The following is a 21,806-nucleotide window of genomic DNA, read 5'->3' as shown; positions in this document are numbered from 1 at the left end:
CACTGCGTCCTTGATGCCAGAGAACGCGGGTCTGCGCACTCACATTTCTGTGCGCTTTTGCAGCAGGTAAATATCCATGATCCAGCCATGATCGGCGCGGGCCCGGGCGCGCGTATCCAGAATGTCCTGCGCCACTTGCGCCAAAGGCCCCTTGATCAGCAATTCCTCTTTCATGCCCACATAGGCACCCCACCAGATGTCATAATCCTGCATCTCAAGGCTTTGGAACGAACACTCGCCATCCAGCATAACCGCAACTTTTGAGGTACTTGCAGGCCACCCCTCATCCCGAATGCGCCGCCCGGTCGTGACTACGTAAGGTGCACCCAGATCGTTGATCGGAATCGCATGCGCCGCCGTCAGCGCCTGCAGCGCCGTGATGCCCGGGATCACCCGCGTCTTGGGTTGCGGATAAAGACGTGAGGCGATTCTGAGCGAACTGTCATAAAGCGACGGATCGCCCCAGATCAGCAGCGCCACATGTTGCGCTTCGGGGTGGGCCTGGATCGCCTCGTGCCAGCGCACGGCAATCGCGTCATGCCATTCATCCACCCCGCGCAGATACCCGTCATCCGAGCGGCGCTTGGGGATGTCGAAATAGGCGATCTGGGGCGGCGTATCGGTGACCGTCGCGATGATCTCTTCCCGCAGCCCGGCCAGATCGGCCTTATTCTCGCCCTTGCGGGGGATCAGGATCAGGTCCGCGTCCCGAATGGCCTGCACCCCCTGCAAGGTCACGTGATCGGGGTTGCCGGTGCCGATACCGATCAGGGTCAGATCATACATCGTCAAACTCTGCCAAAGGGCCGTAAAGGATCAGTGCCGGGGCGGTGCCGATCTCATCCGCAAGTTTTTCGGACAAAGCGCCGATCGTGGCGCGATGCAGTTTCTGATCAGGGGTCGAGACGGATTCTGCCATCAGCGCCGGGGTCTCCAGCGGCAGGCCATGCGCGTGCAGGGCCTTGACCAGCAAAGGGAAAGTCCGCTTGCCCATGAATACGACGGTGGTCGCATCCGCGTCGGCCAAAGCGGTCAGGTTCAGGTCCTCGGGCAGCTTGCCGCTGACGTCGTGGCCAGTGACGAATTGCACACGCCGCGCGGTCAACCTGCGGGTCAAAGGGATGCCGGCTGCCGCCGCCGCTGCAACGGCTGAGGGGATGCCGGGGATGATCTCGTATTCGATCCGGGCTTCGCGCAGGGCCACCAGCTCTTCCTCAAGCCGCCCGAACAGCCCGCCATCACCGGATTTCAACCGCACCACGCGGGCTCCGGTCTTGGCATAGTCCACCAGCAAACGGCTGACATGGTTCTGCTTGGGCGAGGGGCGCCCGGCGCGTTTGCCGACCCCCACCAGATCGGCCTCGTCGCGCGCATGGCCCAGAATCGGGCCACTGCTGAGGTCATCAAACAGCACGGCATCGGCCTTTTGCATCCGGTCCACAGCTTTTAGCGTCAGCAATTCCGGGTCACCGGGGCCCGAGCCGATGAATGAGACGAAACCGCTCATGCCGTGGCCTCCGCGATCAGGTGAAAGAAGGTGCCGGTCACGTTGCCGCGTACTGATCCGGTCTGCGGCCCCTCGACCCCTTCGGCGTCAAAAACGCGGGCCAGTGGCGCATCCGGTTGCTCGACGATTGAGGAATAGTGGAACTCATGTCCGCGCAGGGCAGTTCCGGACGCGAACCCCGGCATCGGGGCCAAAAGTTCGGCCTTGCGATAGCCCAGGTTGAACTTGCGCTTTTCATAAGACGTAACCAGCCCCAGCAAACCGGCCATTTGATGCTGCACTCCGTCTTTGTCGACCAAAGCCTGCCCCAAAGCCATGTATCCGCCGCATTCGCCATGCACCGGTTTGGTCTCGGCATGTTTGCGTAGACCGGTCAAAAACGTCTCAGCAGCGGCCAGAGTGCCAGCATGCAATTCAGGGTATCCACCCGGCAACCAGACCAGATCGGCATCGGCTGCCGGGGCCTCATTGGCCAAAGGTGAGAAGGGGCGGATTTCGGCCCCCGCAGCGCGCCAGCCTTCCAGCAAATGCGGATAGGTGAACGAAAACGCCGCATCCCGTGCCAGCGCGATCCGCTGGGCCGGGGGCCGCGGCAGCGCGGCTGACGATGGCCCATTCGGGCCTGAGGAGGCCGCCCGCTTGATCGCCTCCAAGTCCACATGCTCGCGTAGAAATTCAGCATACCCGGCAATCGCGCTTTCCAGATCGGGGTGTTCCACCGCCTGGATCAGCCCCAGATGCCGCTCGGGCAGGGTCAGGTCGCCACGACGGGGCAGAACGCCCAGCACCGGCAGGCCCGCCCGCTCCATCCCCAGCCGGGTCAGCCGCTCATGCCGGGGGCTGGCGCAACGGTTCAGGATCACACCGGCAAAAGGCAGGTCGGGGTTGTACATTTTGAAACCCAGCGCCGTGGCCGCCGCCGATTGCGCCTGACCGCCCACATCCAGCACCAGCACCACCGGCCAGCCCATGCGCAGCGCGGTTTCGGCGCTTGATCCATGCCCCAGCTCTCCGGGCTTGGCAACGCCGTCAAACAACCCCATCGACCCTTCGGCGACCACGATATCCGCGCCCTTGGCTTGCGCAGAAATGGCGTTCAGCAATGGATCACCCATCGCCCAGCTGTCGATGTTGAACGAGGCCCGACCCGCCGCCGCCTGATGGAAGGCTGGGTCGATATAGTCCGGGCCGCTCTTGAACGGTTGAACGGTCAAACCGTCCTCGGCCAGCGCCCGCAGCAGACCCAGCATGACGGTGGTTTTGCCCGTCCCCGAAGAGGGCGCAGAAATCAAAAGGCCCGGCGGGTTCGTCATCGCGTCATTCATCCTCGGGGCTCCAGCTTGACCACGGGCTGTCGGCGCTTTGCGGGCGATAGCGGCGGTCGTAATCTTTTGAATACAGGCAGCTTTCGTCGAACCCTTCACCCGCCAGTGCCGGGCCGACCATGATCAGCGCGGTACGCGCGATGCTGTCGTCAAGCGCGTCTTTCAGAGTGTTCAGCGTCGCGCGGATGATGCGCTCATCCGGCCAGCTGGCGCGATAGACCACGGCCACCGGGCAATCGGCCCCATAGGCTGGGGTCAGGTCGGCGATCACCTTATCCAGATTGCCGATCGACAGGTGAATAGCCAGCGTCGCGCCGGTGCGGGCAAAGTTCTCCAGCGTTTCACCCTCGGGCATCGAGGACGCGCGGCCCGGCGTGCGGGTCAGAACGACCGACTGCGCCAATCCGGGCAGGGTCAGTTCCGTGCCCAAAGCTGCGGCTGCGGCGGCAAAGGACGGAACGCCGGGGGTCACGCTGACCGGGATACCCATCTCTTTCAGGCGGCGGATTTGTTCGCCCATCGCCGACCAGACCGACAGGTCGCCGGAATGCAGGCGGGCGACATCGTGACCGGCCTTATGGGCGGCGTCGATCTCGGCCATGATCTGATCCAGATCCATTGGCGCGGTGTTGATGATCTTGGCCCCCTCGGGGCAATGGCCCAAAATTTCCTCGGGCACCAATGATCCCGCATAGAGGCACACGGGGCAGGACGCGATGATGTCGCGCCCGCGCAGGGTCAGCAGGTCGGCAGCGCCCGGTCCGGCGCCGATGAAATGAACGGTCATGTCTGTCCTCCGATGGCTATGGCACAGGTGGCCAGCCGGTCGTCTGAAATCTGTCGGGGTGAGAGCAGCCGCGCACCGGAACCGGCGGCGGCAAGGGCGGATGCTTCGGCCACGCTGCCGGTGCCATAGCTGGCGCGGCTGCGGGTCGAGCAGGTGAGGGTACGCTGCCCAGCCAGATCAGCGGGCGCGATGAAATGCAGGGGCAGGGCGGTGGCGGCGGCGAATGCGGTCAGGGCGGCGTGGCCTTCCTTGTCCGCAACAGTCGCCAAGGCGCTGACGGGGTGGTCAGCGGTGGCCGCCGCAAAGGCCGCGCGCAGGCTGACCACGGTCGCGGTGGACGAAAACCCAAGGCCCGCAACGATCATAGCGTGACGCTCCACTGCACCACGGGGTAAGCCGATTTCCAACCACGCCGGGGCCCCAGCGGTGCCGACTGAGCCAGTTCAATCCGCAGCAGATCACCGCCCAGTTTCTCATGCCATTGGGCCAGTGTCGCCTCGCTTTCGAGCGTCACCGCATTGGCCACCAGTCGGGTGCCCGCCGGCAGGCTGACCTGCAGCCACTCCAGCAGCGCAGCACTCAGCCCGCCGCCGATAAAGACCACATCGGGCAGGGGCAGGCCCTTCAATGCATCGGGTGCGGTGCCGTGGATGACGTTCAGCCGATCCTGTCCCAGCGCGTCGGCATTGCGACGGATACGCTCGGCGCGATCTTCGCGGGGTTCGATCGTGGTTGCGGTCAGCGTCGGGTCACACATCAGCCATTCAATGCTGATCGACCCGGTGCCGCCGCCGATGTCCCACAGATGCTCGCCACGCTGCGGGGCCAGTGCCGAAAGGGTCAGCGCCCGGATCGGGCGTTTGGTAATCTGGCCGTCGGTCTCGAATATCTCATCCGGTTTGCCCGAGGATTTGGGCAGCGCGCGGCCCGCGCCCGCAACCTCCAGCCCGACGCAGACCGGGTGATCGAACCCACCCAGCAGGGCCTCGGTCAGTGAGACGGTGCGCGCGCGTTCGCGGGGGCCGCCAAGCGCCTCCATCACGTGCAGACGGGTGTCGGCAAAGCCGGTTTCGGTCAGGTAGGTCGCCAGTTCCGCCACCGCAGCCCCATTGCGCAGCAGCAGAATGGCGCGCAGGCCCGGTGACAGGTGCGGACGCAGCCGCGTCAGGGGCGCGGCGTGCAGGCCAAAGGTCAGCGTGGCCTCCAGCGGCCAGCCCAGCCGCGCGGCGGCCAGCGAAAAAGTCGATTGACCGGGCAGGGCCGCCCATTCGCCGGCCTCAAAATTACGCGCGATGACCGAGCCCGCACCAAACCAGAACGGATCGCCCGAGGCCAGCACCACGGTGGGTCGCCCTCGGAATTCGGTCAAAATCGGCAGGCCCTCGGCGAAGGGCACCGGCCATTCCACACGCTCGGCCCGGGTGTCGGGCACCAGTGACAGATGTCGCGGCGGCCCCATTATGATTTCCGCGCGCTCCAGCACTTGACGGCTTGCCGGTGGCAGGCCATCCAGTCCATCTTCGCCCAAGCCCAGAACGGTCAGCCACGGAGCTTCATGCATGACACACCTCCTGATCCTTGGCGGTACGACCGAGGCCAACGCCTTGGCCAAAGCTGTGGCCGAACAGGGGGTTACGGCCACCTATTCTTATGCCGGTCGCGTTGATAAACCGCGCCCGCAGCCCCTGCCGGTGCGTGTGGGCGGGTTCGGTGGCATGGACGGTCTGACCGCCTATCTGCGCGATCATACTATAACCCACGTGATCGACGCGACGCATCCTTTCGCTGCCCAAATGAGCGGCAATGCGGTGGCTGCCTGCCATCAGGCCGAGGTGCCCTTGGCCGCGCTGACCCGCCCGGCGTGGGAAGAGCAAGACGGGGATCGCTGGCAGCATGTTCCGGATATCGAAGGCGCGGTCGCCGCGCTGTCCGGTGCGCCACAGCGCGTCTTTCTGGCCGTGGGCCGGATGCATCTTGAAGAATTCGCGGCCCAGCCCCAGCATCGCTATTTGCTGCGGCTGGTCGATGAACCCGGCGCTCTGCCCTTGCCGAACTGCGATGTCGTCGTTTCGCGTGGGCCGTTCTCGGTGGCCGATGATCAGGCGCTGATGCAGCGCCATGGGATCCAATTGGTCGTGTCCAAGAACGCAGGCGGCTCTGGCGCGCGCGCCAAGCTGGACGCGGCGCGGGCGCTGGGCCTGCCGGTGCTGATGATCGACCGTCCGGCCCTGCCGCAGCGGACCGAGTTGTCGAGTGTCGCACAGGTTCTGGACTGGCTGGCTCATTCAGGGGTGAACCTCGGGGTGTAGACGATCGGGGCGCCGTCACGCTCGATCACGCGGGTCAGGGACGACCCAACGATCACAACCGTTTGCATGTCAGCCATCTCGGGCGTTGCCTCGGCAAGGGTCGAAATGCGGATCGCTTCATCCGCGCGCGACACGGCACGGGCGAACAGGATCAGGCGTTCGGGCTCGCATTCTTCCCGCAGGATTTCCAGCGTCTTTACAAAGCCTTCCGGGCGGGATTTCGAACGCGGGTTATAAAACGCCATCGCGAAATCTGCCTGTGCCGCCAGCCGCAGACGTTTCTCGATCAGGGGCCAAGGCTTGAGGTTGTCACTGAGGTTGATAGCACAGAAATCATGCCCCAAAGGCGCACCCGCACGGGCAGATGCGGCCAGCATCGCGGTGATGCCGGGCAGAACATCAATGGGAGTGTTGCGCCACTCGGACGGGCCATTCTCTAGCGCTTCAAACACCGCCGCCGCCATTGCAAACACGCCGGGATCGCCCGAGGAGACCACGACAACACGCTTGCCTTCAGCCGCCATTTGCAGCGCATGCTGCGAGCGGTCGATCTCAACCCGGTTGTCACTGGCGTGCAGGGTCAGGCCCGGACGTTCAGCCACGCGGGCGACGTAAGGAATATAGCCCACGATGTCTGTCGACTCGGCCAAAGCCGCTGAAACTTCGGGCGTCACCAGATCTTCGTTGCCCGGGCCCAGGCCCGCGATCTTGACCCAGCCGCTCATGGCCGCCGCCCCTGACCATGCACGATGATGATCGAGAAATAAGGGGTAACCTTCTCGCACGCTTCGGACAGCTTTGTGACCGTCTGGTTCGGCATTTGCGCGAACTCGACAATCCATGCACGGTCGTAAAGGCCCGCCGTTTTCAGCGCACGTTTCACCTTGTCGATATTGCGCCCGATCTTCATCACGACCAGAGCATCCGTCTGCGCCATACGCTCTGCCAGAGTGTCCTCGGGCAGGGTGCCAACCAGCACGGTCAACACATCGTCGCCCCACGTGATCGGGTCGCCCGTCGCGGTCCACGCCCCCGACATGCCGGTGATGGCTGGCACGACTTCGACATCAGATTGGTCACGTAAGCGACTGTAAAGATGCATGAAAGACCCGTAGAAAAACGGATCACCTTCACACAGGACCACGACATCCTCACCTTGATCCGACAGCCTCTTCAGATGCGCCGCACAGTCTTCGTAGAAAGCCGAAAGCAATGCGTTATAGCGCGGATCCGACAGCGGAATTTCGGTAGTGACCGGGTATTCCATGGGAAATTCGATGGCGTCACCGGGGATCATCCCGTTGACGATCTTGCGCGCCTGACCGCTGCGGCCCGGTTTGCGAAAGAAGGCCACGTGGCGCGCGTTGCGCAGCAGCCGATCCGCCTTGACGCTCATCAGGTCGGGATCGCCGGGGCCTAGGCCCACGCCATAGATGGTGCCGCCGCTCATTCTGCGCGGCTCGCGATGGCGTTGACGGCGGCTACGGTGATGGCGCTGCCGCCCAGGCGGCCTTTGACGATGCAAGAGGGCACAGGCTGCGCCTCCCACAGGGCATCCTTGGATTCAACCGCGCCGACAAAGCCCACGGGGCAGCCGATGATTGCGGCGGGGCGCGGGCAATCGGGGTCTTCCAGCATGTTCAACAGGTGGAACAGGGCGGTCGGCGCGTTGCCGATAGCGACCACAGCGCCCTCAAGGTGCGGGCGCCACAGCTCCAGCGCGGCGGCTGAGCGCGTATTGCTCATTTCAGCGGCCAGAGGGCGGACACGTTCGTCATGCAGGGTGCAAATCACCTCGTTGTCAGCGGGCAGGCGAAAGCGTGTCACACCCTCGCTGACCATGCGCGCATCGCACAGGATGGGTGCGCCATTTTCCAACGCAGTGCGGGCGGCGGCCACAAAACCGGGCGAGAAATGGACGAATTCCTCAAGCCCGACCATGCCAGCGGCGTGGATCATGCGGACGGCAACCTGCTCCTCGTCCGCGTCGAACCGGGCTAGGTCGGCCTCGGACCGGATGGTGGCAAAGCTTTCCTTATAGATCGCCGCGCCATCGGTTTCATAAGTGTAGGGCATCAGGTGAAGTCCATGTTCATCAGTGTTTCTTCGGTCAGGCCGTGCTGGCAGGGCTCATCCCCTGCGCGGCCCTGTTTGACAAGATCAAATCGCCCTTCATGGCCGATCAATGTGACATCGGCAGCCCCCATGCGGGCGCATCCCTTGGAACAGCCCGAGACATGCAGGCTGCCGGGAACGCGTGCCGCCAGCGCGCGGGCAATCGCGCGGGTTTCCACCTGCGCCTGCGGGCAGTATGGCGCGCCGGGGCAGGAGTCCGTGGTCATAAGCGGGTCAGAGCCATCCGTGACGAAGGCCGGGGCGGGTATCGCCGCCCCGCCTTCCAGCAGGATCAGCCGCCACGGTGTGACCCGCAGGGCCTTGGCACCGCTGTGTTCAACCAGCTCTCGCAACGGGCGCGCAGGCAGTTGCCCGAAGGCCGCGCCATAGAATACGCCCTGTTCGCAAGTGCCCGGTTGCAGTGGTGTCCCCACGCGCCCCGGGGCGCTGCCCTGCCACTCCTGCGGCAAGGTCTCGACCACGCGCGCCATGCGGCGGGCTTCGGGCGTGTAGGTGCGGGCAAACCACTCGGCCAGAGCGATCAGGTAATCGATGGCCTCGGCTTCCTCTGCCGCCATTCCGCTATCAGCCCCGTCAGCACGCAGGATCAGGCCATTCGGGCCAGTCTCCAATCGAATATCCGCCGAGTCCCCGGCCAGCAGGCGCTCGGGCCCGGTGTCGATGGCAAAGCCGAACTTGGCGGGCAGCGCAGGCAGTTCGGCCAGCCGGTCGATCAACGCCTGCGCCAACCGCGCGGTCAAATCGCCCGAGCGATACAGCGGTGAGACCAGAATGTTCCGACGCACTTCGATGCCCGGTTCGGCATCCAGCAGGTTCAGCGCGGCGAGTTCAGCCAGCAACGGCTGATGGTCCGCCTCGGCCACGCCCCGCAGTTGCAGGTTGGCGCGGTTGGTCAGATCGATTGTGCCATTGCCGAAGCGGTCCGCCAGATTGCACAGACCCACAGCCTGTTCCGCCGTCAATCGCGCCAGCCGGGGGCGTACGCGCACGACCAGCCCATCGCCGGACATCATTGGTCGGTGCGCACCGGGGCACCAGCCCTGAACGACCGGAGCAGTCATCGCAAGCCCTCAAGTTCCGCACGGATTGAATTCCGGCGCGTGTTCCAAAGCCCTGCCTCCAGCAACGCTCGGAACCGGTCCTGCATGGCCTGATGGGCCTTTGGGTTGGCCTCGGCCAAAAAGGCTTCCACGTCTTCATTGCCCAGTGTCGCATCGTGGTACAGGTCGAAGAGATGCGGTGCTACCGTGCCCGACAGATGCGCAAACGAGGCCATGTGATCCAGCGTTGCCGCAATCTCGGCCGCACCCCGGAACCCGTGGCGTTGCATCCCGGCGATCCAGCCGGGATTGGCCGCACGGGCATGGACCACGCGGCTGATCTCCTCGGGCAACGTGCGGGCCCGAGGATTTTCCGGGTTGGTATTGTCCAGATGATACAGCTGCGCGGTGCCGCCAGTGATCTTTTTGGCAGCGGCAAACCCGGCCTCATGGGTGGCATAGTCATTGGCCAGCAGCAGATCGGTTTCGGTCAGGTCCTGAAGGTGGACAAAGCTGTCGGCGTTGGCGACGCGCTGTTTGATCCCGTCCTTGTCCTGCGCGATATGCTCGCCCTCAAGCGCAAAGGAACTGGCGTTGAGCCACGCTTCGCCCGCCTGTGCGCGGGCCTCGTCGGTGTAGACCTCTGACAATTGGGTCATGTTCACGCCATAGCTGCCGGGGGCGGGGCCATAGACACGGGCTGCTGGTTCCTGACCGGCATAGGGGTTCCAGTCTGCGGCCTCATCCCGCGTAGCCAATGCCCGGATCGCCTGACCATACAGCGCCGAGAGCGTCGGAAACACGTCGCGGAACAGGCCTGAGACCCGTAGGGTTACGTCCAGTCGCGGGCGGCTGAGGTCGGTGATCGGCAGAACCTCGATGCCTGAAACCCGCTCGGACCCTTTATCCCAGATCGGTTTGACGCCCAGCAAGTGCAGCGCCATGGCGAATTCCTCACCCGCCGTGCGCATTGTGGCCGAGCCCCAAAGGTCGACGATCAGCCCTTTGGGATAGTCGCCTTCCTCTTGCAGATGTCTCCGCACCAATTCTTCGGCCAGTTTCACGCCTTGGGTATATGCCGCGCGGGTCGGGACCGAGCGCGGGTCCGTGGTATAGAGGTTCCGCCCCGTCGGCAGCACGTCCGAACGCCCGCGATAAGGCGAACCGGACGGACCGGCCTCAATCCGTTTGCCTGCCAGCGCAGCCAGCAAGCCCTCGCGCTCGGCATGGGCCGACGGCGCGGGGTCGAAATTGCCGGTGACTTGCGGAACCCGGCCAAAGATGTGCAGCCCGCCGCCGAACTGGCTTTCCTTGATGTCGCAGACAAAGCGGTCGATACGGGTGATCGCCTCGGCGGTGCAGGTGGCCTGATCCAGCCCCAGATCGCTTTCCAGCCCGATGGCCTGCGCCTCATCCCGGATGTCTTCCTGCAGCCGGTCGCGGCGTTTGGGGTCTAGTCCGTCGGCGTTCGAGAATTCGTCCAGAAGTGACTCCAACCGCACCATCCGGTCGGGCGTACCGCTTTCCTTCAGCGCGGGCGGGATATGGCCCAGCGTCACAGCTCCGATCCGGCGTTTGGCTTGCGCGGCTTCGCCGGGGTCGTTGACGATAAACGGATAGATGACGGGCAGATCGCGGATCAGCACTTCGGGCCAGCAATCAGCGGACAGGGCGACCGATTTACCCGGCAACCATTCCAGCGTGCCATGCGCGCCGATATGGATCAGCGCATCTGCGCCGAGGCTTTTGCGCAGCCACAGGTAAAAGGCCACATAGCTGTGGCGCGGGGTGCGGGACAGATCGTGATAGTCGTCATCGCGCAGCTCGGGCGTGCCGCGCTCGGGTTGCAGCGCGATCAGAGCTTTGCCGCGACGCAGGGCAGTGAAATGCAACGCACCGTCCGAGAATGCCGGGTCGTCTTCGGGGTTGCCCCAGACAGTTTGCAGATCCAACTGCAAGTTCTCGGGCAATTCGGCCAGTGCGGTCAGGTATTCTGACAGCGGCCACGAAAGCCGCGCGTCCAGCAGAGACTCAGAAATCGGTTCGGCGGGCGCGGTGTCATAGCCTTCGGCCTGCAAGTCGGACAGCATCGCCTCGGCAGAGGCCAGTGCGTCCAGACCTACGGCATGGGCCATTTGCCAGTCTTTGCCGGGATAGGTGGACAGCACCAGGGCAGGGATTTGATCCACCTTGGGCGCATCTGACAGGTTCAGCCAGCCAGTGACCCGGTCCAGAATCGCCTCGATCCGTTCGGGTTCAGCCCGGTGGGCAAAGCGCGAATACTCCAGATGCGGATCGCGCTTACCCGGTTCCTTGAACGAAGCGATGCCCGCCGAAATACGCCCGTCCACCTCGGGCAGCACCACGTGCATGGCAAGGTCGGCGGGCGACAGACCCCGTTCGGCCTCGGCCCAGGCTTTGCGGCGCGAGGTGGCCAGCGCGACCTGAAACACAGGAACATTGCCTGCATCAAGGGGCGAAGTGCCCGACGCGCCTTTGCCCGAAAAAGACGTGGCGTTGATGATTGCCGATGGTTTCAGTGCGGTGATGTTTTCCCGCAGCCACTCGGCAGCTGCCGGCGCTTTCAGCGATGGCGCGAACATGCCAACCGCATTGAACCCACGGTCACGCAGGCTGCGGATCAAAGCCGCAACGGGCGCGGTGTCGGCGGATGTCAGATAGGCGCGGTAGAAGGTCACAAGGATGCGTTTGGCATCGCCAGAGAACGCTTCATCCATCGGAATCACGCCGCGATCCGGGCACCATGCACCGCATTCGGGGATGGTTTTCGCACCCATCACCGGCCCGGCATAAAGCCCGGCGGCCAATGCCATTTGCGCCAGCGCGGCCTGCGCTGCAACTTCGCCACCCGTGTCACACAGATGCGCCAGACGGCGCAGGGTTGAGACGGGCAGGGTGGAAAACTCATCCAATCGTGTATCTTCGCGCCCATCGGCGGGCAGGACGGCCAGAGCCAATCCCTTGGCCTGCGCCAGCGCCAGAACCTGCTGCAACCCGTAGGCCCAATAGGGCACCCCGCCGATCAGACGGATCAGGATGCCCTTTGCCCCCTCCAACGTCTGTTCGACATAGGTGTCAACGGACAGGGGATGTTTCAGCGCCGTCAGATTGGCCAGCCGCATTGTCGGCATGCGCCCTTCGGGCCCGCCACCGCGATGCCAGCCCGCCGCAAAAGCGCCAAGGTCGCTGTCCGAAAAGGACAGCACCACCAAATCCGCAGGGCTCTGGCCCAGATCGGTTGGGGTTTCGGTTTCCTCTAACCCGTGGCTTTCGCGAAAGACGACGTGCATGGCTTACTCGGCGGCCTCGGTCACGCCCACGAGGATATCGCGGATTTCAGCCTCTTTGATGTCGTCATGCTCGGCAATGACGACCAGACGCGAGCGACGCTCTTCGCCGGGTTCCCACGGGCGGTCATATTGGTGACGGACGCGCGCACCCACGGCCTGCACCAGCAGACGCATCGGTTTGCCCTGTACGGCGGCATAACCTTTGACGCGTAGGATGTTCTTCTCATTTGCCAGGCGTTCGATTTTCGCCACCAGATCGGCAGGATCGGTCTGTTCCGGCAGCTCGACAATGATGCTTTCGAAATCGTCATGTTCGTGATCGTGGTGGCCGTCATGATGCGACGGACGCGCGTCCATGTCATCCTCTGCCGCGGCCTCCAGACCCAACACGACGCGCACATCCACAGCGCCTTCGGCGACCTCGACGACAGGCAGGGGGCGCGGAGCCTCGGCTGCGATGAACTCTTTGGCTTTGGCCACGCCTTCGGGGCCAGCCAGATCAGGCTTGGTCAGCAGGATGATGTCGGCGCAGGAAATCTGATCTTCGAACACCTCGGACAGGGGTGTTTCGTGATCAATCGAGTCATCGGCCAGACGCTGGGCATCCACCGCCTCGACATTGGGCGCAAACCGACCGGCGGCGACGGCCTCGGCATCGGCCAGCGCGATCACGCCATCCACAGTGATCTTCGAGCGGATATCGGGCCAGTCGAACGCCTTCAGCAACGGCTTGGGCAGGGCGAGGCCAGAGGTTTCGATCAGGATGTGATCCGGGCGCGGCTCCAACGCCATAAGCGCCTCAATCGTGGGGATGAAATCATCGGCCACGGTGCAGCAGATGCAGCCATTTGCCAGTTCCATGATGTTCTCGGCCGGGCAATCCGGGATGGCGCAGGATTTCAGGATGTCGCCATCCACACCCACATCGCCAAACTCGTTGACCACAACGGCCAGACGTTTGCCCTGCGGGTTCTGCATTAGGTGACGCACCAAGGTGGTTTTGCCCGAGCCCAAAAAGCCGGTGATCACAGTGACGGGAAGTTTTTCAAGAGTGCTCATTTCAGGGCTCCAATCGGGGGAATGCGGGCCGCACAGTTTTTGCGGAAATGTTCAGGGCGTTCGCGCCATTTGACCAGACCGTCCTCGGTCGCGAGATATTTGGTCACGCCTTCGATGATGGTCTCGACATGGTCGGTTTCATTGAGGTTCTCATAGACAAAGGTCCAGCGCGCAGGGCCACCGCGCAGCACGATTGAACACCCCTGATCGCAGTTCGACAGGCACTCGACCGGTTTCAGCTCGATCCCCTCGGGCAACTCGGCCTCTGCCAGCGCCTTGTGCAACAAGGTGCCGGGCCGTTGGGCGTCATCCTCAACCGGCAGGCCACGGCGACAGGTGGTGCAGACCAGTAGTTCGACTGGCGCGCTTTCGGTCACGTCTCTCATCCCCCCAAATCCTCTTCGCGGGGGACGGGGTTTCATGCGGGCCACGTCGGTACATGGACCCGACACCGGATCACCCCGTCCGGTTTCTAGTTCGGGCGCTGGCAGGTCTCCCGGCTTGCGGATGTCAGAGGATCACTCTGGCAGATGTCCCGCCTTCCCGGTCCTATTGGGCCAGTGGCTTTGGGCACCCTCTCCGGTCACGGTCGCGGGGGCGGCTGCGTTTGACGGATGACCCGCTGACGCATTCCCTTTTCATCTGCACATGCAGACACCAACGACAGCGACATGCGGCAGTGTTGGCCCGCTTGTCAAGCGAGTCGCGCCGATCCGCGGCAGGGCGGGTAAAAAGCGACCTGTCTGCGTCGCTGGGCGGCATGATCCCCGGTTGCCAACGTGCTGGCATGGAACCAGAACACAAGCGGGAGGGCGTGTCGCATGAAGGTAGGGTTTATCGGGCTGGGCAATGTCGGCGGCAAGCTGTCAGGTTCGCTGTTGCGCAACGGGATTGATCTGACGGTTCACGATCTCAATCCGGATTTGGTCGCAGCGTTTGTGGCAAAAGGGGCCATAGCGGCCGAGGGACCGGCCCAGCTGATGCGCGATTGCGAGGCGGTGATCACGTGCCTGCCTTCCCCGACCGCGTCAGACGCCGTGATGCAAGAGATGCTGCCCGAGGTCCGTCCGGGCAAAATCTGGATGGAGATGTCCACCACCGACGAGGCCGAGGTCAAGCGCCTTGGCGCCATGGTCATCAAGGCCGGTGGTGCGGCTGTCGATTGCCCTGTGTCAGGCGGATGCCACCGGGCGGCGACGGGTAATATCTCGATTTTCGCAGGCTGTGACCGCGATACCTTTGAGCGCATCCTGCCGTTCCTGACCACGATGGGCCGCCGGGTGCTGCATACCGGCGATTTGGGCACGGCCTCGGTTCTGAAAGTGATGACCAACTATCTGGCCACGGCCAACCTGATCACATGCTGCGAGGCGCTGGTGACGGCCAAAGCTGCGGGTATGGACCTGAACACGACCTACGAGGCCATCAAGATCTCGTCTGGCACGTCCTTTGTGCATGAGACCGAAAGCCAGGTCATCCTGAACGGCTCACGCGATATTTCGTTCACGATGGACCTTGTGAAAAAGGATATCGGCCTGTTTCAGGACGTCGCCGACCGGGCCGGGGTCCCGCTTGAGATCAACCCGGCGATGATCCGTATCTTTGACGACGGGATTGCCCGCTTTGGCCCGCGCGAATTGTCGCCCAATATCATCAAGCGGCTGGAAGAGGCCACAGGTCTGAACATCACCGCGCCGGGTTTTCCGACTGAGATGCTGGACGATGAGCCCGAAGAACCCGGATACGAGGTCATCCCCCAAGGGCGTGGGGCCGAATGACGCAAGCGAAGGGCTTTGGTCGGTTGGCCGAAAACTGGAGAAGTGGAGGCGAGTACCTGTTTTGAAATCGAACCCACTCTGAACTAATTGATAATAAAACAGATACTTAAGCGAATCTCACATTCTTCGTAACCAAGAAATGTTGCGGGATTTGTTGCGGGATTTGGTTGCGAACTCTCTCACAACCAAATCGCCTTAACCTTCATCATCTTTTAGTTTTGGTATCCCGAGAATTGGGTCATCACTAGGCTCTGGGAAGATCAACTGGTTTTGCGTTTCCAACAATTGATCGTAGATTTCGGCTTCACTCTCATCAACGGTTTCGTCCGCGTCATCTTCCTCTGTTTCGCTGGGTGGCGCTATCCTCAGTTCGATAGTCAGGCTCTCTGCGCACTGCTGCGGCAATGATTGAGCGTTACGCGCAGGTTTCGCCGGGTGAAACTGATGACGTTTTGACGCTTCTAAGTGAGGCCAAGGAGAGCAAAGCGTGAACGGAATTGTAAAATGGATTGTAAAATGCGCTTCGGCAGAAATTGCCAATGCTTCTAACCCATTGAAAAGTAGTGGAGGCGAGTACCGGAATCGAACCGGTGTACACGGATTTGCAATAACTTGACCATATAAAAACATATTTGAAACAATGAGTTATGTGGAAAATTTTAAAGTGTGCTACAGTTTGTGTAAATCCCCTTGCAGGATTTTTCACAAATGTATGTGTTGAACAGAGTGTTTAACAAGCGTTGGTTGCCATCCCAGTAGTGCAGATTATTGTAGCATAGCTTTGACGCTATCGTCGTGTTTTAGCAGCTTGCGTTTTCTGCCACTTGTACCGAGATTGAAACAACTTGTTAGTCTCTCCGTAGTCGAACTCGACGGCATGCGCGCAGTTGCTGTAGCTTGGGAAAATTCCGCGTGCTGCGTTTTCAGCTATTAGTCGGCCTCTTTGAATGGCTCGACTCGTCAGTATGGTCAGCATCATACGATCATAGCTGTCTTCGTTTGCGATGACCTTTGCATCGTGCTCGAGTTCTGGACTGTAGGTGTCACTGACATTTGAACGAACACCCAGCCGCCAAAGTTCAAGCGATGGGTGTAACGCCTTGAAGCGCAATACATGAAGATACCGAAACAGCATGTCTTTGTTTTGCCGCTTACCGGCCAAAATGTACTTTGGATTTGGTGGTGAAAGTACTTTGTCGCGCTTTGGATAGGTGTCCAATAAGGCGTTAATTTCCTTTGCGATACGCGATTTGGGTAAGCCGATTGGGACTGCAACGAGTAACGTATTTTGACTCCCCTGAGCGATCCAATCGTCGTTGAGATAGTCAGCTACGCGATCAAAAGTTGCTGCTGTAGGCTCGCGCTTCTTACCTATTGCAGCGATTTTCGAAACCTTTGGTTTTTCTCCGCGAAAACCGCATAGCTCCATTCCTCTCTCTCGCCACCAATCTAAGAAAAGGACTCTCTGTACGTCGCCGAAATCGTCAAATACCGCTAGTATCTTGTCGAAGTCTTCAGGCAACTTCTTGTTCTGTTCAGGTGTCAACTTGCCAGACTGATACAGGCGCGCCAGCTCGTAGCTCGGGCTTAGTGCAAGATATTCGACCCACAGCATGTAAAAGCCCACTTTGGTGGCCCAGAGATCGCTCCTCCTAAAATCAGTCGGAAGTGTTTTGAGAGGGGCTCGATCAGTCATCGCCAGTCGTCGTTTGAGACTTGATTTTGAGGTGCAAACATTAACCCACTAATACACATATTATCACAGATATCCAGATAGTGGGTTAGCGGCTGCTACGTTGTGATTGTCGCTGATGAGAGCGGCAGAAACGAAGCTCAAACAACGGAGATTAACATGAGCAACAAAATTAACACCTCAATCGCAACCTACATCGAAACCAAGGCCATTGAGCTAGCGCAAAAGCGTGAGACCTGGGAGCGGGGCACTTACAAGCGCAGCAATGAAGAACTCTACGAGCTGCTCAGCGAGTGTCTTGATTTCCATAATGAATTGAAAGGCAATGCGCCTAAGTGCAAGGCGCTTAACGATCACCTGCGTGCCAACAAAATCGCATTCAATGAAGGTGCCAGTCTTGCTACACGCATCGTCCGCGCTGTGTTTGACTCCAGCTTCCAGAAGCGCGCTTATGGCTATGCTCGCGTAATCACAATCGCCGCCGATGAAAAGTCGCCAGGCGAAAGTATGAGTACGTTTATTTCCAAGCGTGGCGGTATCGAAGAACTGCGTCGTTCCAAGCCAAACGGTAAAACACCTGCACAAGTGCGCAAAGACAACATTGCATTTGCCCAAGAGAAGCTCAGCAAAATCGACGCGCTTGTCGAGCCTTTTAAGATCAACGCACCGACCCGCAAAGCCGCCGACGGTGCGGAACATAGCTTGTTCGTTGCGGTCATGCGACAGGAAGCAGATGGCAGCTACAGCATGGTCTACGAAACCAGTGCAAACTCAGTCGTTAACGCTGCGCTTGAGCAAGTAGGCAAAGAACAAAGTCAAAAGCACCGACAGCAAGAAGTCGAATCAAAGCAAACCCAAAAAGCACTCGATAGCGAACAAGCAGCAGCTATTGCCGCTGAGCAGGCTCAAGCCGCTTGATCTCAATGCACACGGGCGGGGCAAACTTCCCGCCCATTTAATCAAAGGAATGGAAAAATGCTTGCAAACAAATACAAGCCAACGACCTTTGCCGATTTGGTCTTTCAAACGGACATATCGCGCAAGAAACTTGAGAAATACGCAACTGGCGCAGCATCAGGGGACATTTTGCTGTACGGGCCTTTCGGAAGCTCAAAATCGGCAGCTGCGCATGTCGTAGCAAATCAGTCGAGACAAGAGGTTAGCGCAGGCTTTGAAATGGACGTTGACGTACTGAACGGCGCTGACTTTGAATCGGATCAACTAGAGTTGGTCGAACGTGGTTGGCAAATGTCCGGACAGAGTTTCGCCTACGCTGTTTTCGATGAGTTCGACCTTGTTCATCCACTACAACAAGCCAAGGTGCGTGCGCTTATGGATCGGTATTCGGGTACACACGGATTTGTTTTTACGACTAATCACCTGCACCGCATCGATGGCGCAATTCAAAGCCGTTGCGATATCATAGAAATGCCCGCGTTGTCGCCTGAAGCACTGTTACCGCTCTGCAAACGAATATTCTCCAATGAATGCATGTCGCTTACCGATGGACAAATATTGGAAGCTATTCAGCATGAGAATGGGGACATAAGAAGTGTGTTGAGGCAACTTGAGCGCATTGTAATGGATGCAAGAAAGCGTAAAGCTGCATGAAAGAAAAAGCGTCACGAATGGTGGCGCTTTTTGTATGTTAACAGATGCTTATGGTTAGGTTTCAGTAGATCGAATATGTTGCCGGACACGTATTTGTTTCAGCATTGAGCAAGGAGAAACTGGCGGAACTGACGCGGAGGACGTTGATGATATAAGACGACGCCGCGCAGAATGAATAGGTGGCATAGTTTTGCGTAATGTTTTGTTCCAACTTCCAAACGCGAGCAAGGCACTATGCCCGTGTGATCACCATTCGACGACATGACTACACGTTATGCAGCGCATTTGCTAATGGACAAGTGCGCTAAGCTTGACGCCTCCTAAGCCTTCGAAGCGGCTACTTTCGCAAGCTCTGTAATCAGAGCTAATTGGGTATCGGTTGCTGATCTAGTGATCGCGTCCAGTTCGCTAAGCATGCGGCTTCTTTGCGGTGATGTGGACTCCGTGTCAAAGTCAAAAAAATATTTCAACTCGACGTTGAGCGCTGCTGACATATCGCACAGTGTAGTGAAACTTGGTGCGGTCTTTCCACGCTCTAGGTTGGAAACGGTCTCAAAAGACTTGTTTATTGCTTCTGCCAGTTCAGCCTGCGTCATATTCTGGAGCTTGCGTGCAGATTTTACACGAAACCCGATCTCTGTCTTCAAATCTACTGCCATACTCGGCTTTTAGTTCGAAAATTACAGGTTGAGATCGGATTGAAAATACCATTATGTGTCAAGTATCGGCTTTTAAAGCCGAGCGACATGTGAAAGACAGTAACTAAAGAGGTCAAAAGGCATGAGGATCAAAAGTCGAGGGTACTTGGCGGGGCTGCTCGTGGTTTGTGTTCAAGCAGGATATTCTACAGAAGCCCGAGCGGCGTCGATTGACATTCCATCAATTCGATCCGCATGCCCAAATTTCGGGGCCTCCGCTGCTTTGACTGTGCAAGCTATAGATGAGAAGTATGGTTTGCTTGATAGCAATGTGGCCATCAATCACTGCATTGGTGAAGGTAAAGGTGTCGATGGGACTTGGGTGCACTTGATAACTTCTGACTATCAGGTGTTTCAGGTCGAAGTTTTCACAGAAGAAGTTGAATATGTTCAGCCGATTCCTAACGACCCTCGTTGCTTTAGCGATTCCAGCGGAATCGTCGAGTATGACCCGTACGAAAGCACTATCGAGGGTGTGAAAATGAAGCACTGCTGGCGTGCTTGGCGATAGTAACCAAAAACCGAGGTAGTTCATGAATAGGAAAACTCTGAACTATTGGGGTATTGTCGCGATTTCAATACTTCGCCCAGTGCTGTTGCTCCAACAACATCATTCGATGGCGTATTCAAGCCGCGTGGTGCGGAATTCGAGCATTGATATTGCAGGTCAGTTGGGCAAATCGCAACTAACATAGATCACGTCAGGGTTGTTGAAAGCATCATTGTGAAGGATGGTTCATGTGTCACTGCTCCGCAGCTCCACAGGCGCTGTCTGTGTCATCTTCGTTTTGCGTCGCAAACCTTCGATGGTCACATCAACGCATTTTCATTTCATTTGTTTAAAAGGGGGTATTCTGTAGGATTTGAAGCCATAGAGAGGCTGTACGCCTCTCATCTGCTTCGGCATTCTGTAAGGACCGTCCACCATCTGATGCGCACAACCAGCTAGATCTGGGAGGTAGGGTTAGGCTGTTACCTTTAAGTGCGTAGAGTTATTCCCAACGCAACACTACGGCAGCCATCAGCCGCCACCGCAGCACATACGAGTTACTGATTTCTCAGCCTCTCTTCTCGTTCCATCGCATAATGTTTTCCAAGCCAGTTGCGACTTTGCTTGTTGCTCGCCTCCGCTAAGGCGTTCTGCGCTGACAAGTTCCGATGGCTACAGCATTTGCTGGCAAACTCAATGTCGTTGGTAGGGCGCTATGCGCGGATGTGTGTCCCGGCAGTGGGTCGCTGCTCTTGCACATGTTTGTATTTATTAGCTTGCTAAGGATCGGCTTCGAAATGGGCTGATTTTCCGTCTTTTTCTAGGAGCGCTTAGCGCCGGAATCCTTGAGACGCCGAGGTAGTAACAGCCCGCAGAAACTCCAAGCCCATAAGGCTTGGCGCAAGTAAATTTACTTCGACGTCAGGCTCGAATGCACTAACGCCAAGCTGTTTCGGAACCACAAAATCGAAACGCTCAAAGATACCTAAAGCTTGAAAGTCGTGAGCAATATGTAGTTCATCAGGTTTGCAGTGCGACCGACCAAGTGGTGATCCATATCCGCCGCTTTCCAGTTGATGACTTATTGACTTGCGAAGTGTTACAGTTGCAGCGATCCCTCCTAGATCACGGAACTTGGAAGCAACATCTGCTGCTAACTCATCCCATTGTTGCCGTTCTGGCTGCGCAACCGGAATATTCGGAAGCTTGATATCAATTAAAGAAAGGTAGCCTTGGTGTGGCATCGGAGTGTTCGCACCGATTCCAGCTATTTCATGAAGCAATGTGGTGTCGTGGTTGCGGTCAGACCATACGGTTTTTTGCCATAGCTCATCCAGAATCAGTGCTTCAGCGTGGCCGATACGAGATAGATACCCCGCAAAAATTACGTCCCTGGATCGAAACTCAGTCGAACTATTGAGCAACAACCTCGCCCATTTATCTCGCAACAGTTCATCGTCTTCTAATGCGACATTCCGGGTCCATTCGGCGATCAGCTTTCGCGGTTTTGGTGTGATCGGAATGCCTTCGAACTCGGCAATTTCTTTTGTTCGCCTGAGCGTTTCCACGATGTACTCAACGCTTCGACGTTCGCCCCAAAGGTCGATACCGTTGGCAATCTGCCGAAAAGAAGATGTGAACGGCGAAACAAGGTCTATTAGGGCGTCAGTCACCTTGGCGGGTACATTTATCCCTTTGTTGTCGTCGTTCCATTCAATTTTGAGATTGTTGTCAGTCACTGGCTCTGGCTCGCATCAAGATCGCATCACTTATGAAGTCACGAAGTTATTAAACGCAGCTTTTTCAAGATGCTGAAGCCAACAACGCTCAGGTGCTCGATGGATCTTCATGCTTAATCAGCGACACATGGCGGGAGCCTTATCATCTGCGCGATGTGCAGGGAATGCTCAGTTGGCGCTGTTTGCTGCGTGCTGCGTGAGCGAATACTAGCAATCAACCCATTTTCGAAAAAGGGCATCTGATCAATGTCACGACGATGATCAAGCCTTCTGGTCCAGTTATAGTGCAGGCGCTCGATCATATGTGGAAAACTCGTCTTTAT

At 59.0% G+C, this 21,806-nt stretch carries 22 protein-coding genes and 1 riboswitch; of the genes, 5 read left to right on the top strand and 17 right to left on the bottom strand.

Annotation, left to right across the window (positions count from 1 at the left end; genetic code table 11):
• Nucleotides 1-39: 39 nt before the first annotated feature.
• From cobF to cbiE, 6 genes are read right to left on the bottom strand one after another with little or no spacing between them, the layout of a single operon-like run.
• Entirely contained in the window at nt 40-786 is a 747-nt protein-coding gene (cobF, locus tag ACRZ94_RS08505) for a precorrin-6A synthase (deacetylating) (RefSeq protein ID WP_480797129.1), read from the bottom strand.
• The gene (cobA, locus tag ACRZ94_RS08500) at nt 779-1,507 is read right to left on the bottom strand and encodes a uroporphyrinogen-III C-methyltransferase (protein ID WP_480797128.1); all 729 of its coding nucleotides are present in this window, start codon (nt 1,505-1,507) and stop codon (nt 779-781) included. The genes cobF and cobA overlap by 8 nt, the downstream gene beginning before the upstream one ends.
• Complete coding sequence (locus ACRZ94_RS08495) at nt 1,504-2,832, bottom strand: cobyrinic acid a,c-diamide synthase CobB (RefSeq protein WP_480652228.1); 1,329 nt, start codon at nt 2,830-2,832, stop codon at nt 1,504-1,506. The genes cobA and ACRZ94_RS08495 overlap by 4 nt, the downstream gene beginning before the upstream one ends.
• Nucleotides 2,825-3,619 carry a precorrin-4 C(11)-methyltransferase gene (gene cobM / locus ACRZ94_RS08490; RefSeq protein WP_480652226.1) on the bottom strand — a complete coding sequence of 265 codons (795 nt, stop codon included), beginning with the start codon at nt 3,617-3,619 and terminating at the stop codon, nt 2,825-2,827. The genes ACRZ94_RS08495 and cobM overlap by 8 nt, the downstream gene beginning before the upstream one ends.
• A complete protein-coding gene (locus tag ACRZ94_RS08485; RefSeq protein WP_480652224.1) occupies nt 3,616-3,984 on the bottom strand; it encodes a cobalamin biosynthesis protein in 369 nt (122 codons plus the stop codon). The genes cobM and ACRZ94_RS08485 overlap by 4 nt, the downstream gene beginning before the upstream one ends.
• Nucleotides 3,981-5,180 carry a precorrin-6y C5,15-methyltransferase (decarboxylating) subunit CbiE gene (gene cbiE, locus ACRZ94_RS08480; RefSeq protein ID WP_480652222.1) on the bottom strand — a complete coding sequence of 400 codons (1,200 nt, stop codon included), beginning with the start codon at nt 5,178-5,180 and terminating at the stop codon, nt 3,981-3,983. Before cbiE ends, ACRZ94_RS08485 begins: the two co-directional genes overlap by 4 nt.
• On the opposite strand from cbiE, the gene ACRZ94_RS08475 reads away from it, so the two are divergent.
• Nucleotides 5,179-5,928: a cobalt-precorrin-6A reductase gene (locus ACRZ94_RS08475; protein ID WP_480652220.1), complete on the top strand. Its 750-nt coding sequence runs from the start codon at nt 5,179-5,181 to the stop codon at nt 5,926-5,928. The genes cbiE and ACRZ94_RS08475 overlap by 2 nt on opposite strands.
• On the opposite strand, the gene cobJ is transcribed toward ACRZ94_RS08475, so the two are convergent.
• Genes cobJ through ACRZ94_RS08440 form a run of 7 tightly spaced genes read right to left on the bottom strand, consistent with a single transcriptional unit; the run spans nt 5,901 to nt 13,860 of the window.
• A complete protein-coding gene (gene cobJ, locus ACRZ94_RS08470) occupies nt 5,901-6,653 on the bottom strand; it encodes a precorrin-3B C(17)-methyltransferase (protein ID WP_480652218.1) in 753 nt (250 codons plus the stop codon). The two genes, ACRZ94_RS08475 and cobJ, sit on opposite strands and share 28 nt — an antisense overlap.
• Complete coding sequence (locus tag ACRZ94_RS08465; RefSeq protein ID WP_480652216.1) at nt 6,650-7,378, bottom strand: precorrin-2 C(20)-methyltransferase; 729 nt, start codon at nt 7,376-7,378, stop codon at nt 6,650-6,652. Before ACRZ94_RS08465 ends, cobJ begins: the two co-directional genes overlap by 4 nt.
• Nucleotides 7,375-8,004 (bottom strand): precorrin-8X methylmutase, encoded by a 630-nt coding sequence (locus tag ACRZ94_RS08460; protein WP_480797127.1) that lies wholly within the window; start codon nt 8,002-8,004, stop codon nt 7,375-7,377. Before ACRZ94_RS08460 ends, ACRZ94_RS08465 begins: the two co-directional genes overlap by 4 nt.
• Nucleotides 8,004-9,125 (bottom strand): precorrin-3B synthase, encoded by a 1,122-nt coding sequence (gene cobG, locus ACRZ94_RS08455; protein WP_480797126.1) that lies wholly within the window; start codon nt 9,123-9,125, stop codon nt 8,004-8,006. The genes ACRZ94_RS08460 and cobG overlap by 1 nt, the downstream gene beginning before the upstream one ends.
• Nucleotides 9,122-12,415 (bottom strand): cobaltochelatase subunit CobN, encoded by a 3,294-nt coding sequence (cobN, locus tag ACRZ94_RS08450; protein WP_480797125.1) that lies wholly within the window; start codon nt 12,413-12,415, stop codon nt 9,122-9,124. Before cobN ends, cobG begins: the two co-directional genes overlap by 4 nt.
• Before the next feature lie 3 nt (nt 12,416-12,418).
• Entirely contained in the window at nt 12,419-13,474 is a 1,056-nt protein-coding gene (cobW, locus tag ACRZ94_RS08445; protein ID WP_480797124.1) for a cobalamin biosynthesis protein CobW, read from the bottom strand.
• Nucleotides 13,471-13,860: a DUF1636 family protein gene (locus tag ACRZ94_RS08440; RefSeq protein ID WP_480652207.1), complete on the bottom strand. Its 390-nt coding sequence runs from the start codon at nt 13,858-13,860 to the stop codon at nt 13,471-13,473. The genes cobW and ACRZ94_RS08440 overlap by 4 nt, the downstream gene beginning before the upstream one ends.
• Before the next feature lie 83 nt (nt 13,861-13,943).
• Nucleotides 13,944-14,151: riboswitch (cobalamin riboswitch) on the bottom strand.
• A gap of 144 nt (nt 14,152-14,295) precedes the next feature.
• On the opposite strand from ACRZ94_RS08440, the gene ACRZ94_RS08435 reads away from it, so the two are divergent.
• The gene (locus tag ACRZ94_RS08435) at nt 14,296-15,252 is read left to right on the top strand and encodes an NAD(P)-dependent oxidoreductase (RefSeq protein WP_480652205.1); all 957 of its coding nucleotides are present in this window, start codon (nt 14,296-14,298) and stop codon (nt 15,250-15,252) included.
• Nucleotides 15,253-15,447: 195 nt separating this feature from the next.
• On the opposite strand, the gene ACRZ94_RS08430 is transcribed toward ACRZ94_RS08435, so the two are convergent.
• Both ACRZ94_RS08430 and ACRZ94_RS08425 read right to left on the bottom strand, forming a co-directional pair.
• Complete coding sequence (locus tag ACRZ94_RS08430) at nt 15,448-15,792, bottom strand: hypothetical protein (RefSeq protein WP_480652203.1); 345 nt, start codon at nt 15,790-15,792, stop codon at nt 15,448-15,450.
• Nucleotides 15,793-16,039: 247 nt separating this feature from the next.
• Nucleotides 16,040-16,867, bottom strand: coding sequence for a hypothetical protein (locus ACRZ94_RS08425; RefSeq protein WP_480797123.1), 828 nt, complete (start codon nt 16,865-16,867; stop codon nt 16,040-16,042).
• A gap of 237 nt (nt 16,868-17,104) precedes the next feature.
• Here ACRZ94_RS08425 and ACRZ94_RS08420 point away from each other — a divergent pair, with 237 nt between their 5' ends.
• Complete coding sequence (locus ACRZ94_RS08420; protein ID WP_480797122.1) at nt 17,105-17,863, top strand: hypothetical protein; 759 nt, start codon at nt 17,105-17,107, stop codon at nt 17,861-17,863.
• A gap of 57 nt (nt 17,864-17,920) precedes the next feature.
• Nucleotides 17,921-18,556, top strand: coding sequence for an AAA family ATPase (locus tag ACRZ94_RS08415; RefSeq protein ID WP_480797121.1), 636 nt, complete (start codon nt 17,921-17,923; stop codon nt 18,554-18,556).
• 320 nt (nt 18,557-18,876) lie between these two features.
• Here ACRZ94_RS08415 and ACRZ94_RS08410 read toward each other — a convergent pair whose 3' ends face one another.
• A complete protein-coding gene (locus tag ACRZ94_RS08410; protein WP_480797120.1) occupies nt 18,877-19,215 on the bottom strand; it encodes a helix-turn-helix domain-containing protein in 339 nt (112 codons plus the stop codon).
• Between the two features lie 121 nt (nt 19,216-19,336).
• Between ACRZ94_RS08410 and ACRZ94_RS08405 the strand changes: the two genes are divergently transcribed.
• Nucleotides 19,337-19,765, top strand: a complete 429-nt coding sequence (locus ACRZ94_RS08405; protein ID WP_480797119.1) for a hypothetical protein — start codon at nt 19,337-19,339, stop codon at nt 19,763-19,765.
• Between the two features lie 809 nt (nt 19,766-20,574).
• Here ACRZ94_RS08405 and ACRZ94_RS08400 read toward each other — a convergent pair.
• Complete coding sequence (locus ACRZ94_RS08400) at nt 20,575-21,483, bottom strand: Abi-alpha family protein (protein WP_480797118.1); 909 nt, start codon at nt 21,481-21,483, stop codon at nt 20,575-20,577.
• Nucleotides 21,484-21,806 lie beyond the last annotated feature (323 nt).

This window comes from Ruegeria sp. CH10, from assembly GCF_056537125.1.
This window is presented reverse-complemented; position numbering and strand designations above follow the sequence as displayed.

What these genes read in the sequence shown, in the direction of transcription:
- cobF (WP_480797129.1), bottom strand. Translation starts at nt 786, where the DNA reads ATGTATGATCTGACCCTGATCGGTATCGGCACCGGCAACCCCGATCAC.
- cobA (WP_480797128.1), bottom strand. Translation starts at nt 1,507, where the DNA reads ATGAGCGGTTTCGTCTCATTCATCGGCTCGGGCCCCGGTGACCCGGAA.
- ACRZ94_RS08495 (WP_480652228.1), bottom strand. Translation starts at nt 2,832, where the DNA reads ATGAATGACGCGATGACGAACCCGCCGGGCCTTTTGATTTCTGCGCCC.
- cobM (WP_480652226.1), bottom strand. Translation starts at nt 3,619, where the DNA reads ATGACCGTTCATTTCATCGGCGCCGGACCGGGCGCTGCCGACCTGCTG.
- ACRZ94_RS08485 (WP_480652224.1), bottom strand. Translation starts at nt 3,984, where the DNA reads ATGATCGTTGCGGGCCTTGGGTTTTCGTCCACCGCGACCGTGGTCAGC.
- ACRZ94_RS08475 (WP_480652220.1), top strand. Translation starts at nt 5,179, where the DNA reads ATGACACACCTCCTGATCCTTGGCGGTACGACCGAGGCCAACGCCTTG.
- cbiE (WP_480652222.1), bottom strand. Translation starts at nt 5,180, where the DNA reads ATGCATGAAGCTCCGTGGCTGACCGTTCTGGGCTTGGGCGAAGATGGA.
- cobJ (WP_480652218.1), bottom strand. Translation starts at nt 6,653, where the DNA reads ATGAGCGGCTGGGTCAAGATCGCGGGCCTGGGCCCGGGCAACGAAGAT.
- ACRZ94_RS08465 (WP_480652216.1), bottom strand. Translation starts at nt 7,378, where the DNA reads ATGAGCGGCGGCACCATCTATGGCGTGGGCCTAGGCCCCGGCGATCCC.
- ACRZ94_RS08460 (WP_480797127.1), bottom strand. Translation starts at nt 8,004, where the DNA reads ATGCCCTACACTTATGAAACCGATGGCGCGGCGATCTATAAGGAAAGC.
- cobG (WP_480797126.1), bottom strand. Translation starts at nt 9,125, where the DNA reads ATGACTGCTCCGGTCGTTCAGGGCTGGTGCCCCGGTGCGCACCGACCA.
- cobN (WP_480797125.1), bottom strand. Translation starts at nt 12,415, where the DNA reads ATGCACGTCGTCTTTCGCGAAAGCCACGGGTTAGAGGAAACCGAAACC.
- cobW (WP_480797124.1), bottom strand. Translation starts at nt 13,474, where the DNA reads ATGAGCACTCTTGAAAAACTTCCCGTCACTGTGATCACCGGCTTTTTG.
- ACRZ94_RS08440 (WP_480652207.1), bottom strand. Translation starts at nt 13,860, where the DNA reads ATGAGAGACGTGACCGAAAGCGCGCCAGTCGAACTACTGGTCTGCACC.
- ACRZ94_RS08435 (WP_480652205.1), top strand. Translation starts at nt 14,296, where the DNA reads ATGAAGGTAGGGTTTATCGGGCTGGGCAATGTCGGCGGCAAGCTGTCA.
- ACRZ94_RS08425 (WP_480797123.1), bottom strand. Translation starts at nt 16,867, where the DNA reads ATGCTGTGGGTCGAATATCTTGCACTAAGCCCGAGCTACGAGCTGGCG.
- ACRZ94_RS08420 (WP_480797122.1), top strand. Translation starts at nt 17,105, where the DNA reads ATGAGCAACAAAATTAACACCTCAATCGCAACCTACATCGAAACCAAG.
- ACRZ94_RS08415 (WP_480797121.1), top strand. Translation starts at nt 17,921, where the DNA reads ATGCTTGCAAACAAATACAAGCCAACGACCTTTGCCGATTTGGTCTTT.
- ACRZ94_RS08410 (WP_480797120.1), bottom strand. Translation starts at nt 19,215, where the DNA reads ATGGCAGTAGATTTGAAGACAGAGATCGGGTTTCGTGTAAAATCTGCA.
- ACRZ94_RS08405 (WP_480797119.1), top strand. Translation starts at nt 19,337, where the DNA reads ATGAGGATCAAAAGTCGAGGGTACTTGGCGGGGCTGCTCGTGGTTTGT.